This window comes from Pseudomonas sp. EA_65y_Pfl2_P78 (assembly GCF_963970495.1).
GTDB lineage: Bacteria > Pseudomonadota > Gammaproteobacteria > Pseudomonadales > Pseudomonadaceae > Aquipseudomonas > Aquipseudomonas baetica_A.
In genome coordinates, this window is record NZ_CAXAON010000013.1 from 44,015 (window position 1) to 56,146 (window position 12,132).

A 12,132-nucleotide genomic window follows, 5' to 3' on the forward strand; every position below is an offset into this window, starting at 1 on the left:
CGATATTCGAAGGCTTTTTCGACAAAAAAGGTAGGGTAAATCTGAATTTTCCGTCACCCAGTCCACACCCCTAGCCCCTCATGCAGAATCGCCCGCCCTCATTCTGCAGAGAGACATTGGATGTTCGCGCCTGCCAATCAACCGCGTTTCACGTTGACCCTCGAAGGCGCCCAGCATGACCTCAAGGTTCTTGAGTTCACGGGCAAGGAGGCCATCAGCCAACCCTTTCGTTTTGAGCTGGAACTGGTCAGCGAGCGGCCGGATCTGGACCTGGAAAGCCTGCTGCACTGTCAGGCGTTTCTGAGCTTTGATGCAGACGGTTCCGGCGTCCATGGTCAGATTTATCAGGTCGGGCAGGGCGACTCCGGGAAACGTCTGACGCGCTATCACGTAAGCCTTGTCCCGCGTCTGACATACCTTGGGCAGCGGATCAATCAGCGGATATTCCAGCATCAGAGCGTGCCGCAGATCGTGGCGCAGATCCTCAAGGATCACGCGATCCTGCGCGATGCCTTTGAGTTTCACCTCGGCAGCGACTACCCGCAGCGTGAATATTGCGTGCAATACGCCGAGAGCGATCTGGCGTTCATCCAGCGTCTGTGTGCTGAAGTCGGTATTCATTACCACTTTCAGCACAGTCCCGAAGGCCACTTGCTGGTGTTCGGCGATGATCAAACCGTGTTCCCGCGATTGGCCCGACCGAATCTGTATTTGCCGGGCAGTGGCATGGCGGGCGGAGCGCCAGCGATCAAGCGTTTCAACGTTCGCGTGCAAACCCGCACCAGCGTAGTCACCCGGCGCGACTACAACTTTGAAAAGCCGCGCCTGCAACTGGAAAGCCGCATCGACGGTGAGCAGCGCCCGGTGCTGGAGGACTATCACTTTCCCGGACAATTCGATAATCGTGAAACCGGTAAACACCTGGTTCAGCGGGCACTTGAGCGCCATGCCGCCGATTACCGTCAGGCCGAAGGCATCAGCGATGAGTCGGCACTGGTTAGCGGACATTTCCTGCAACTCACCGAGCATCCGCGTCAGGACTGGAACGATCTCTGGTTGCTGACAGCCATTGAACACCGTGGCCGACAGCCGCAAGTGCTGGAGGAATCGGTGACCGGTGATGGGGAAGAGTTCCAGGGGTACCGTAATACCTTTCTCGCCACACCGTGGGACGCGTTCTTTCGCCCAGCCTTGGGGGCGAAGCCGCAGGTGCGCGGGTATCAACCCGCCGTCGTCACCGGGCCTCAGGACAGCGAAATACATTGCGACGAATACGGTCGGGTCAAGGTGCAACTGGCCTGGGACCGTGACGGCGAGTTCAACGAACATTCCAGTTGCTGGCTGCGGGTCGCCACGGGGTGGGCGCATGACGGCTACGGCAGCGTGCTGATCCCAAGAGTCGGCATGGAAGTGCTGGTCGGTTTCATCGACGCCGATGCCGATAAACCGTTGGTCATGGGCTGCCTGCCCAACGCTGCAACCCCAGTGCCGCTGGAACTGCCGGCCGAGAAAACCCGCAGCATCTTCCGCAGCCAGAGCAGCCCCGGTGGCGGGGGCTACAACGAACTGCGCATCGAGGATAAAAAAGGCGCCGAGGAGATCTACCTGCGCGCCCAGCGCAACTGGACGCAGCATGTGCTGCACGATCAACAGGTGCAGGTCGACAACCAGCGCAGCATCGTCGTCACCGGCACCGCCAAACATGAATTGAAGGCCGACGAACAACGCATCACCCACGGCCAGCGCAAGGCCGAAGTGAGGCAGGACGATCATCTGACGGTTGTCGGCGATCGGCATATCCGCGTGAGCAATCAGGCGACCAGCGCCAGCGCGCAATTCCACGTCAGCGCCGGCCAGCAAGTGGTGATCGACGGCGGCGCGAGCGCGACGATTCAGGCGGGCGGGCAGTGGATCAACATCGGCCCCGGCGGGATCTTCAGCAGCGTGCCGATTGTTGTGGGTGGGGCGCCAATGGCGGCGATGAGCGCGGCGCCGAGTGTGCCGGGGTTGCCGGATACATTGGCGGCGGCGCCGGCGGCAATGCTGACTCCGGCGCAAATCATGAGTCTGAAGGGTGATGCGCCATTCTGCGAGGAATGTGAGCGTTGCAAGGACGGTGTCTGCCCGACGCCAAATGCATTGACCCAATCCCCAAAGTCCTCAGCCCGGCCGGCGCCTTCGGGCGCTGAGCCGGGCTTTCATATTGTTGAACAGGGAATGTCTCGGTCTGCACTGGAATCTACACTGTTCCCGCAGCCGGACCCGGCCGTGCTGGAGAAATTTCGTAGCCTCAATCCGCAACTCACCCAATACGCCAAACCCGGCCAACTGATCGTGCTGAGCGATCCGCGTAATACGCAATGCACTCGGGAAGAGGCGTTGCTGATGGAGGCGGCGCAGAAAGTTGATACGGCGTTGGCGCCAATGAGTGACTCGGAGGCCGAGTTTATGGCTCGACATCATGGGGAGATTGAGTCGTTTTTATCGCAGGGCTCTACGAGTGTCGGGATTGGAGCCGCGATGTTCAGTAATCACCTTAAAAATCTCGCCGGCACGTTGGATGAATTGGAGTCACTGCATAAGAAAACCTTCGATAAGCACGGCAAGCTTAAAGGTGCTGATTTCTTTGAAAAGCGAAAACAGTTGATGACGCAACTGGATAACAGCCTCAGCACCTTAATGCGAAAAATGGTCGGTTTGCCCGATCACCCCAACCTTAGGAAAGCGCTGGGCATTTCCAGCCGCAGCCTTGTCCATCACTGGAGCAAGGTGGGTTCTTCAGCCGGAATTCCGGGGTATGCGACGCATATTGAGGGGGTAAGTAAGGCGAGCAAGGTAATAAAGGTGGGGGGCTGGATCGGAGTTGGGCTACAGGCCACAGCATCGGGAATCAAGGTCAAGGAGACTTGTCGAGAGGGTACTGAAGAGGCTTGCAGGAGAGTGCGGTTCACCGAAAGTGGGAAATTTGGTGGAATTGTCATGGGCGGAGCCGCAGGAGCTGCAATAGCTGGCCCGGTGTGCGCCGCCATCGGACTCAGCACTTTGGGGGCAGGTGGAATCGCCTGCGGTCTTGTGTTGACTGGTTTGGGTACCGCTGTGCTGGGCAATACTTTCGGGGAGTGGGGCGAGCAAGGGGCAGATGTTGTCTATGAAGTACAGAATTGAGATCTGATATTGAAATACTCTTCCTGTTAAGTGGTCTGGTATTGATTGCACTTATTTTTCTGTCGTCCTTGATTTTGCTGTTTGTCGCTTATTTTTTTGCGCGGGATATCTTTGAGTGTTTGAGCAATTCACCGGCTGTTATTTCTAGAAAACGCACCTTGGGGTGGGAGCCGATTGGCCGATTTCTATTTATTAGTAGTGTGGGCACGCTCATGATCTTTTCGCGTAAATCCATACGTAATGGAGAGCTGGACGCCAAAGATTACGAAGCCTTGCCAGTAGGCTTGCGGCGGATAATTTTGTTTTCCAATTGGATGATGTTGGTGTTAACCGCCATTGCAATAATCGGTGTGGTGTTGGGGAAGGTTAATGGTTGGTTGAGTTAACCACTTTTCGATAATCAATCTGTTTTTGTTATTCAGGTTGTCTCTTTACGCTGGTTTTTAACTCAGCCATTTGTTTTTGTAGATAACAGCATTCTCGATATTGTCGAGAGCTGCATAGGCCCTTGAATGAATAAACTAATTCCCCACCATTGGTTACAGCGTCAGCCGCTAATGGCCGATGAACAATTGTTTGCAGTTCTCAGCAGCGCCAGCGATGGCGAGCCATTCAAGATCTGGAGCGATTCAACTACCGCACAAGCGCCAAGTCCGATTTGGGCGGACACTATTTACGCTGAGTGGGATGCGGTGATGCCCTTCGTGGGAATTGTCGCTGTGGACAGTGAGTTTCTCGATTGGGTGGCGACTACTGAGTCTCTTGATTGGGGCTGGTTGGCGGTGTCTTCGGCGAGCCTGGAAGTGGTGGTCGAGCATTTTCGCAGCCTGACTCAGGTGCTGATGCCGAGTGGTAAAACGGTGTTTTTTCGGTTTTGGGATGGGCGGTTTTTGTTGCCGATCTTGAAGTCCGATGCAGTGGATGCGGCGCAGCTTTTGCCGATGATTTCACGCGGACTGATCAATGGTCAGGCCTTGGAAATCGGGGGGCGGGCGCAGGTTTCGGGGCGTGTGTTTCCTTGGTGGACGGTGCCTGACTCGGTGTTGGCTTCGGCGGGGGATGAAGTCCGCGTAGGCAACGCGGTGCAATGGCTGAGCGAGGAGCATCCCGCATTGTTCGAGGCGTTTCCCGAGGCGGTTTTGCGTTGCAAGGTCAGGCGGTTTTTTCAGGTTTCAATGTCGGAAGAATCGTCGCAATCGGCGTTGTTGGCGTATTTGCTGGCAGAGCTGGAGTGACATTTCCGGGCGAAGGCTTCGGACGTTTCCTTCGAGTTGCGGCGTTTTTCATGAACTGGTGGGCGGCGGGTTGCAGGGATAGTCTTTTCGTTGTCACTGCGAGAGTGGTGACAGGGTGTAGGAACCCTCGCTTTCATGACGTTACAGCTCGTTGGATTTTTGCGGCACTTGATTCAAGTCCATAAGATCGTTCACGGCGGCTGTGCGTGGGACACGCTTCGGCGTGACCGAGGTCCATGATTGCTCGGTTCCTACTCTTGCGCACAGCTGCCACCCAAACCTGTAGGAAGGTGCGTTGGCGGCTAACGTTTATCAATCATGGAGATAACAAAATGACGAACATGCACCCCGATCCACCCTACGAAAAAATCATCCCCCATCCCGACAACCGCTTCATGGCCCTCACCGGCAACTACAGCGACATGCCCACCCTGTTCATCGACACCCACGTCCCCTCCGACATCCTGATGGACGCTGCCAACCACCGCATCCGAACCGTCGTCCAGGTGCTGGAAAACCTGTGCATGCGCGGCTCGATCGAGTGCGACTCGATGATCCTCAGCGACTTCGCCCAGCTCTGCGTGATCCCGTTGCGCGAAGGCTGCGATCTTTTGACGTTGAGGCAACGCTGAGCGCGTAATCAGTCTGAGATATACGCATCCTGCGACTTGATAAATGCTTCGAAGGCAGGTGAGTTGTAAATTTCGAGGCAAGAATAAAACACAACATTTTTGCCCGATTGCTTGCTGGTAGAAGAAGCCTTCGCATATGCGTCAGTCATGAATTTTTCGGTTTCCGCATAAGGGTCATGGATGACTTCAAGCGTATCTTCATTCTGCGATATTGCGTGTTGCCCTTTACCCATTGCGGAGTAGGCGCCAATAGCTAGTCCGATATCCGACTTGATGTCGGACTGATTTTTGAACTGATTCGATATGCAGTTGGCGAGACCGTAATTTTTCAGTGATGTCCTCGCACTGTTCACGTCTACTTCGCTTGCCAGGGCATTGCCAGATGCACCCAAAATGCTGAATGCGATGATTAGCTGGAACTTCATCCCTTTAACTCCCAAAAGTTGATCTTTTCCAGCGTTACGCCTGCCCGGTCGTAAGTGTGGCTATCTGGACGATGGTAGTCACTGTTGTCTCCGGTTGTGCTGCCATTCCACAAAGTCGCATGACCTGTAGCATCGAGCCATCCGGTGATCTCCATGATAATCACGCCTTTCTTGCCATTGATGAAATCCGCCTCACTCATTTTTAGCTCGCGATCCGGAGCGCCCCAGTTGTGTTTCAGGAACGTCAAAAAATCTGCGACTTTCATGATGTAGGGGAGTTGGTCTGCGCCGGCCAGACGATAAATGGACTTGCTCGGAATGATCGTTCCTTTCGGAATTTTGTATCCACCATAATTAAATCCCCTGCTTATCCTCAGTGCGCAAGCGTTCGCGTAAGCGTCAGGCTTTTCTGCTCGGGCTGCCTCAACGTTACCCCCAACAAGCGCATAAACATCAATCGAGCTTTTCAGGCCAACTTCTGCGTAAGCAGTCCACAGAGTGCTGAATTTTGGACGCTTTACGACGATGTTAGTGTTTACGCCACCTGAGCTGATATTGAGCTGAGCCATTAGACCTCACCTTCCATGTCGAAGACTTCACCTTGAAAAGCGTTTGGAATAATCGCTATACCTTTCGCCCCCACGGTGCCGGACAGAGTTTTTTCTGCTGCACCCGTGATCGTCACACTAACGATCTCGCCGGGTGAGTAACCCGAAGTTTTTACATGAATATTCAGGTCGGTGTAGAAGCGAGAAACCGAGTCGACCGGAATCTGGCTCTCCCCATATGAAAGCGTAATGCGTTGAATACTCTTTGGTTTGGGTATCAAAGGGATGATGGCTGAGAAGCTCGCAGCGCTGTGTTCGCCGCCGCCAAAGACGGATGATTGACCAGAGAGAACAGTGTTGGATTTCGGTGGACAACCACACGCTACATAATCGCCCTCTAGCGCAACCGGCCCTGCAGGTAGAGTGACTGTTCTTGGTCCGACAGCGACGATGGGGCCTTTGCCAGGAGGGCATACAGGGCAACTGGCTATGTGGCCGATGGACGAAGTGCTCACGGCGTAATCAATGTTAATTCCGACGTTTCCTTCCAGTACCGAGCCTCCTGTTGAAGTTGGAGCACCGATTCCGATCACCTTTCTACCCATGTAAATTTCCCTCTTTACAGGTTTTAAGTGAGACGGATCTTCGCATTCCCTCTGCGATTGGAACGACGTGAATTCAGTAGGAAGATGTTTCTTTATGTTGCTTTTGTCGCGATGTGGCGTGGACGGTCGCCGCCAACTACCGCATACGCACGGTCGTCCAGGTGCTGGAAAACCTGTGCATGCGCGGCTCGATCGAATGCGATTCCCTCATCCTTAGCGACTTCGCCAAACTCTGCGCCATTCCCTTGCGCGACGGCTGTGATTTGCTCGGCGTCATCGGTCGACGCTTGGGCGCCACGCCTTCCTGATACCGCGAGATCAAAAGATCGCATTTGCAAGCATGTTTGTTGGCATGGTTATTTTTGCTGTTAGATCTTTTCCACATTCCCCAGGAGTCTTCCCGCCGGGCCGTCAGATACGGTAAAGCTGACCTTATCGCCCTTTTTCAGATTCGGGTTGGCTGGAGTTGTTACGCTAAGCTCTCCGCTGTTGTCATCGGGCTGAACAGACACAGAATACGTTGGATAAACTCCGTTCGGATCTACGGTATAGGTTCCGCTGACGGTGCCCTTGCCCGGTGTAACTACAATATCCTTTGCCATTTCCAGCCTCCTTCCATCAATAAAAAATACTCGGCAATCGATTCATTCGTGCCTTGGGAACTATCAGTCAGCATTGCTGGCGGCGCTACTGTCAGACCTGACAGGTAGTTGACGGAATAATGACCGTTTGTCTGAGTCGGTCGTACTCTCCACGAAAAATCGCAGCCTTGATACAGACTGCTCGGGATCATCTGTAGTGTCGAAGGCTGCGATCTTTTGACGTTGAGGCCCTCTCGGCTGCCAACCCCTGACTTGCCGCCCGGTAAAAGGTAAACTTTGCGCCCTTCGCAGGAGCAGCCATGAATTATCGTCACGCCTTCCATGCCGGCAATCACGCCGATGTGTTCAAACACCTGACCTTGACCCGTCTCATCGCCTTGATGTCGCGCAAGGAGCAGCCGTTTGCCTATCTCGACACGCACGCCGGCATCGGTCTGTATGACTTGCAGGGCGATCAGGCCAACCGTACCGGTGAGTACCTGGAAGGCATCGCGCGCTTATGGGATCAGCCGGATCTGCCGGCGCTGACCGCCGACTATATGAAGGTGCTGCACGAGATGAACCCGGATGGCCAACTGCGCTACTACCCGGGTTCGCCGGAGCTGGCGCGGCGCCTGACCCGGCCGCAGGACCGGGTGATGCTCAACGAGAAACACCCGGAAGACGGCGTGCTGCTCAAGGACAACATGGCCGGTGATCGCCGGGTAAAAGTGCATCTGGGCGAGGGCTGGCATGTGGCGCGGGCGATGTTGCCGGTGCAGGAAAAGCGCGCGGTGATGTTGATTGACCCGCCGTTCGAACAGCTCGACGAGATGCAGCGTTGCGCAGCGTCGTTGAAAGAGGCGATTGGCCGGATGCGCCAAACCGTGGCGGCGATCTGGTATCCGGTGAAGGATCAGCGTGCATTGCGCCGTTTCTATCAGGACTTGGCTGGCACCGGTGCGCCGAAGTTGTTGCGCGTAGAACTGCTGGTGCATCCGCTGGACACGCCGAACAGCCTGAACGGTTCGGGCATGGCGATCGCCAATCCGCCGTGGGGGCTGGAGGAAGAATTACGTGAGCTGCTGCCGTGGTTGTCGAAGAAGCTGGGGCAGACCCGGGGCGGGTGGCAGATGGACTGGTTGATTGCCGAGAGTTGATCAACGGCAAGATTAAAAGATCGCAGCCTTCGGCAACTCCTACCCAGTTCGGCGTCGTCCACGCAATGTGCGTACGACCTTTGATCTCCTGTAGGGGCTGCCGAAGGCTGCGATCTTTTTGCTTTAAAGGGTCAGTTACCCGCCAGGCTCGGTGGCATGCACACGCCGGTGCCGCCAATCCCGCAATAACCCTCAGGGTTCTTCGCCAGATACTGCTGGTGATACGCCTCGGCGAAGTACACGGTTGGTGCCTGCTCGATCTCGGTGCTGATCTCACCCAGGCCCGCCTTCGACAACTCGGCCTGGTAGGTCGCTTTGCTCTTCAGCGCCGCGTCCAGTTGTTCAGGTGTGGTCGCGTAGATCACCGAGCGGTACTGGGTGCCGATATCGTTACCCTGGCGCATGCCTTGTGTCGGGTTATGCAGTTCCCAGAACATCGCGAGCAGTGCTTCGTAGCTGACTTGCGCTTTGTCATACACCACCAGCACCACTTCAGCATGGCCGGTCAGGCCTGAGCAGACTTCTTCGTAAGTCGGGTTCGGTGTGAAACCGCCGGCGTAACCGACCACGGTGCTGACCACGCCTTCACGCTGCCAGAAGCGGCGTTCGGCGCCCCAAAAACAGCCCAGACCGAAAATCGCAAAATCGACGTCCTGGAAAAACGGGCCAAGCAGCGGGGTTTCTTCGAAGACGAAGTGTTTTTCCGGCAGGGTCATCGCAGTTTCGCGGCCGGGCAGAGCTTGATCTTTAGTGGGGAGCACGTTTTTGTTCACCAGAATTTCCGAGCGCAGAACCATGATCGTTCCTCTCAGTCAGGATGGGATGTAAAAAATCAGACCGCCAGTGTGCCCAATGATGCCCGATTTCGCACTATTCAAATGTGGGAGCGACGGTGCGACGATTCCACAGGGGAAATTCATCGACAGGGGAGATCTGTGGTGCTCAGAGGCAGAGCGGGCCGCGTGGGTAGCGTTTGAGGGCCTGGATCAGCTCGGCGCCCGGGATTGGCCGATCGAACAGGTAGCCTTGGCCGACATCGCAGCGATGACGACGCAGGAACGCCAGTTGCTCGGCAGTCTCGATACCTTCGGCCACGACTTTGAGTTTCAGGTTGTGGGCCATGGCGATCACCGCGGAGGTGATTTCCATGTCGTCCTGGTTGTCGGGGATTTCGTGGATGAAACTGCGATCGATCTTGATGACGTCGATCGGGAATTTTTTCAGGTAGCTGAGCGATGAATAACCGGTGCCGAAGTCGTCCATGGCCAGGGTCAGGCCCAGGCGCTTGAGCTGATCGAGCTGCAGGTGCGTGTCTTCGGTGGCTTCGAGCAGCAGGCCTTCGGTCAGTTCCAGTTCGAGCAGATTGGCCGGCAACGCTTCTTCCTTGAGGATGTTGGCGATGGAGGAGACCAGGTCCGGATCGGAGAATTGCTTGGGCGACAGGTTGATCGCCACTTGCAGATTGCCCATCCCGGCGGCGGTCAGGGCTTTGCTCATGCGGCAGGCCTGACGGGCGATCCACTTACCGATCGGAATGATCAGACCGGTTTCTTCGGCGACGCTGATGAACTGGTCCGGGCGAATCATCCCGCGTTCCGGATGATTCCAGCGCAAAAGTGCTTCCATGCCCAGCAGGCGACCGCTGCGCAGGCATAGTTTTGGCTGGTAGAACACGTCCAGTTCATTCTGGGTCAGGGCGCGGCGCAGGTTGTTCTCAACGAACAGTTTGTAACTGGCCTCGGCATTCAGCGCTTCGGTAAAGACTTGCACCTGATGTTTGCCGTTGGCCTTGGCCTTGTGCAGGGCCAAACCGGCGTTACGCATCAGGGTTTGTGGATCACGGCCGTGCAGCGGCGCGCAGGCCAGGCCTACGGAGCCGGTGACGCTGATCAGTTGGTTGTCGACGAACATCGGTTTGTCGAGGGTCATCAGCAACTGGCTGGCGATCTGTTGGCCGGCCTCAAGGTCGGTGTTGTCGAGCAACACAGCGAATTCGTTACTGGCGAAACGGGCGAGGCTGCCGCTCGGGCTCAGGCTGTTGCGCAGACGGCGGGCGAGGCTGATCAACAGTTTGTCGCCGGTCTGATGGCCGAGGCTGTCGTTGATCCGTTTGAAATTGTCGATGTCCACCAGCAGCAGGCTGATCGGGGTATCGCTATCCCGGGCGAAGCGTTCGTCCAGATTACGGATAAATGCAGGCCGGTTGCCGAGGTTGGTCAGGTTGTCGGTGTACGCCAAACGCTCGATGCGTTGCTGCGCCAGTTTGGTCTGGGTGATGTCTTCGTAGATGCCGATGTAATGCGTCAGCTCACGGTTGTCGCCGTACACCTTGGAGATCGACAACTGGCCCCAGTACGGTTCGAGGTTTTTGCGGCGGCTCTTGAATTCGCCCTGCCAACTGTTGCTCTTGGCCAGCGCCGAGGGCGCGTCGAACAGCAGTTCGCTGAGGTTTTCCAGGGCCGGCAGTTCCGACAGGCGCTGGCCGTGGACTTCCTCGGTGGTGTACTGGGTGATGGCGGTGAAGCTGGGGTTGACGTACTCGACCACGCCGTCGCAGTTGACCAGCAAAAACGCGTTGGCACTTTGCTCGACCGCACGCTGGAACAGATGCAGGGCGCTGGTGGCGGTGCGGCGATTGTGGTTGTTGATCACTTGTGCGAACTGGTCGGCCAGTTCGCCGGCAAAGGCGATTTCATCGGACTGCCAGGCGCGGGTGACGCCGGTCTGTTCCAGGCACAACACGCCGACTACGTGGCCGTCGACGCGGATGCTGGCGTCGAGCATGGCATTGACGTCACGCGGGCGCAGGGCCTCGGCCATTTCGCGGGTACGCGGGTCACGCATCGCGTTGTGGGCGTCAATGGCGCGGCTACTGTGCAGCGCCTCCATATAGTCGGGGAAGCTGCTCACGTCGATCACGTCGGGCAGGATGTACTCCTGCGTTGCGCGGTGGTAAGCCGAGATCGGCACCAGTTGCTGGCCGTCGAGGTTCCACAGGCTGGCGCAGTCGATTTCGTAGATGTCGCAGGCACTGCGGGTGATCAGTTCGGCGGCTTCTTGCAGCGAGTTGTGCGTGCTGTAGCGCTGACGGGCGAGCAGCAGAATCAAATCTTGCTGGGCACGCACGCGTTCGAGGTGTTGCAGTTGTTCCTGCTGGGCGCGCTGGTTCAGTTCAAGGGCGATTTGCAGTCGGGAATTCTGGGTTTCGAGGTCAACGGAGGGCAGTGCTTGCGCATCGTCAAAGACCTTGTCAACCGCCAGCAGATAGCCGCGCAGCAGATGGCGGTTGTGCTGTTTATACGCCTCGCCGAGTTCGAGGATACTCAACATGCCTGCCATGGTGTGCAACGTATAGCGCACCAGATAGTACGGGCCCACGCTGAGCTGCTGCTGGATCGCGTCGTGCAGTTGATAACGCGCTTCGGGTTCCATCAGGCTGGCGTAAGGCGAGCCGACCAGCGCGCAGAGCTCGACGGCCGGTTGACCGAACTGGCGTTCGCAGTTGGGATCAAGAAACAGCATCGCCCAGCTGGCTTCATTCAAGCGCTCGAAACGCAGCATGCCGAGCCGCGAGGGCACAGGCAACTGCGTCACTACCTCGGCCGCCGTACGGCTGGCGGCATCGGGTTGGCTCTTCATGAAGGAAACTCGCTTGGAAATATGCTGAACGCGCCGGGCTCTCGCCCTCTTTACTGTTGCCTGCGGCAAGGTTGCATCATTGCGGCACTGACTGACAAGAGTGATGAAGGCCAAGTGCTATAAGAATGTGTCGGCTGCTCGG

Annotated in this window: 10 protein-coding genes and 2 pseudogenes; 6 read left to right on the forward strand and 6 right to left on the reverse strand. The window is 56.6% G+C overall.

The features are described from left to right. Positions 1 to 120: 120 nt before the first annotated feature. The 4 genes and pseudogenes from AACY02_RS12880 to AACY02_RS12895 form a co-directional block, all read left to right on the forward strand. Positions 121 to 2,124, forward strand: a pseudogene (locus AACY02_RS12880) (type VI secretion system Vgr family protein); the annotation flags it as partial. A gap of 1,037 nt (positions 2,125 to 3,161) precedes the next feature. Beyond that, a complete protein-coding gene (locus AACY02_RS12885) occupies positions 3,162 to 3,551 on the forward strand; it encodes a hypothetical protein (RefSeq protein WP_339432256.1) in 390 nt (129 codons plus the stop codon). A 126-nt stretch (positions 3,552 to 3,677) separates the two neighbouring features. Beyond that, complete coding sequence (locus tag AACY02_RS12890) at positions 3,678 to 4,400, forward strand: DUF4123 domain-containing protein (protein ID WP_339432257.1); 723 nt, start codon at positions 3,678 to 3,680, stop codon at positions 4,398 to 4,400. Positions 4,401 to 4,732: 332 nt separating this feature from the next. Continuing rightward, positions 4,733 to 5,032, forward strand: a complete 300-nt coding sequence (locus tag AACY02_RS12895) for a hypothetical protein (RefSeq protein ID WP_339432258.1) — start codon at positions 4,733 to 4,735, stop codon at positions 5,030 to 5,032. Between the two features lie 8 nt (positions 5,033 to 5,040). Here AACY02_RS12895 and AACY02_RS12900 read toward each other — a convergent pair whose 3' ends face one another. From AACY02_RS12900 to AACY02_RS12910, 3 genes are read right to left on the reverse strand one after another with little or no spacing between them, the layout of a single operon-like run. Further along, entirely contained in the window at positions 5,041 to 5,457 is a 417-nt protein-coding gene (locus tag AACY02_RS12900) for a hypothetical protein (RefSeq protein WP_267798225.1), read from the reverse strand. After that, a complete protein-coding gene (locus AACY02_RS12905) occupies positions 5,454 to 6,026 on the reverse strand; it encodes a type VI secretion system amidase effector protein Tae4 (RefSeq protein WP_339432259.1) in 573 nt (190 codons plus the stop codon). Before AACY02_RS12905 ends, AACY02_RS12900 begins: the two co-directional genes overlap by 4 nt. Next, positions 6,026 to 6,610, reverse strand: coding sequence for a PAAR domain-containing protein (locus tag AACY02_RS12910; RefSeq protein WP_339432260.1), 585 nt, complete (start codon positions 6,608 to 6,610; stop codon positions 6,026 to 6,028). The genes AACY02_RS12905 and AACY02_RS12910 overlap by 1 nt, the downstream gene beginning before the upstream one ends. Positions 6,611 to 6,738: 128 nt before the next feature. Between AACY02_RS12910 and AACY02_RS12915 the strand changes: the two are divergent. Continuing rightward, positions 6,739 to 6,918: pseudogene (locus AACY02_RS12915) on the forward strand (hypothetical protein); the annotation flags it as partial. Positions 6,919 to 6,978: 60 nt separating this feature from the next. Here AACY02_RS12915 and AACY02_RS12920 read toward each other — a convergent pair. Beyond that, a complete protein-coding gene (locus AACY02_RS12920) occupies positions 6,979 to 7,212 on the reverse strand; it encodes a hypothetical protein (protein ID WP_339432261.1) in 234 nt (77 codons plus the stop codon). Between the two features lie 299 nt (positions 7,213 to 7,511). On the opposite strand from AACY02_RS12920, the gene AACY02_RS12925 reads away from it, so the two are divergent. After that, on the forward strand, positions 7,512 to 8,351 hold the full coding sequence (locus AACY02_RS12925) for a 23S rRNA (adenine(2030)-N(6))-methyltransferase RlmJ (RefSeq protein WP_339432262.1): 840 nt from the start codon (positions 7,512 to 7,514) through the stop codon (positions 8,349 to 8,351). 131 nt (positions 8,352 to 8,482) lie between these two features. Here the strand turns inward: AACY02_RS12925 and msrA are convergent, their stop codons facing one another. Both msrA and AACY02_RS12935 read right to left on the reverse strand, forming a co-directional pair. Beyond that, positions 8,483 to 9,148: a peptide-methionine (S)-S-oxide reductase MsrA gene (msrA, locus tag AACY02_RS12930; protein WP_339432263.1), complete on the reverse strand. Its 666-nt coding sequence runs from the start codon at positions 9,146 to 9,148 to the stop codon at positions 8,483 to 8,485. A 145-nt stretch (positions 9,149 to 9,293) separates the two neighbouring features. Beyond that, positions 9,294 to 11,990, reverse strand: coding sequence for a putative bifunctional diguanylate cyclase/phosphodiesterase (locus AACY02_RS12935; RefSeq protein ID WP_339432264.1), 2,697 nt, complete (start codon positions 11,988 to 11,990; stop codon positions 9,294 to 9,296). Between the last annotated feature and the right edge of the window lie 142 nt (positions 11,991 to 12,132).

Bases quoted from the DNA above. Each gene is read 5' to 3' on its own strand.
- msrA (WP_339432263.1), bottom strand. From the start codon at position 9,148: ATGGTTCTGCGCTCGGAAATTCTGGTGAACAAAAACGTGCTCCCCACT.
- AACY02_RS12900 (WP_267798225.1), bottom strand. From the start codon at position 5,457: ATGAAGTTCCAGCTAATCATCGCATTCAGCATTTTGGGTGCATCTGGC.
- AACY02_RS12935 (WP_339432264.1), bottom strand. From the start codon at position 11,990: ATGAAGAGCCAACCCGATGCCGCCAGCCGTACGGCGGCCGAGGTAGTG.
- AACY02_RS12925 (WP_339432262.1), top strand. From the start codon at position 7,512: ATGAATTATCGTCACGCCTTCCATGCCGGCAATCACGCCGATGTGTTC.
- AACY02_RS12895 (WP_339432258.1), top strand. From the start codon at position 4,733: ATGACGAACATGCACCCCGATCCACCCTACGAAAAAATCATCCCCCAT.
- AACY02_RS12910 (WP_339432260.1), bottom strand. From the start codon at position 6,610: ATGGGTAGAAAGGTGATCGGAATCGGTGCTCCAACTTCAACAGGAGGC.
- AACY02_RS12890 (WP_339432257.1), top strand. From the start codon at position 3,678: ATGAATAAACTAATTCCCCACCATTGGTTACAGCGTCAGCCGCTAATG.
- AACY02_RS12920 (WP_339432261.1), bottom strand. From the start codon at position 7,212: ATGGCAAAGGATATTGTAGTTACACCGGGCAAGGGCACCGTCAGCGGA.
- AACY02_RS12905 (WP_339432259.1), bottom strand. From the start codon at position 6,026: ATGGCTCAGCTCAATATCAGCTCAGGTGGCGTAAACACTAACATCGTC.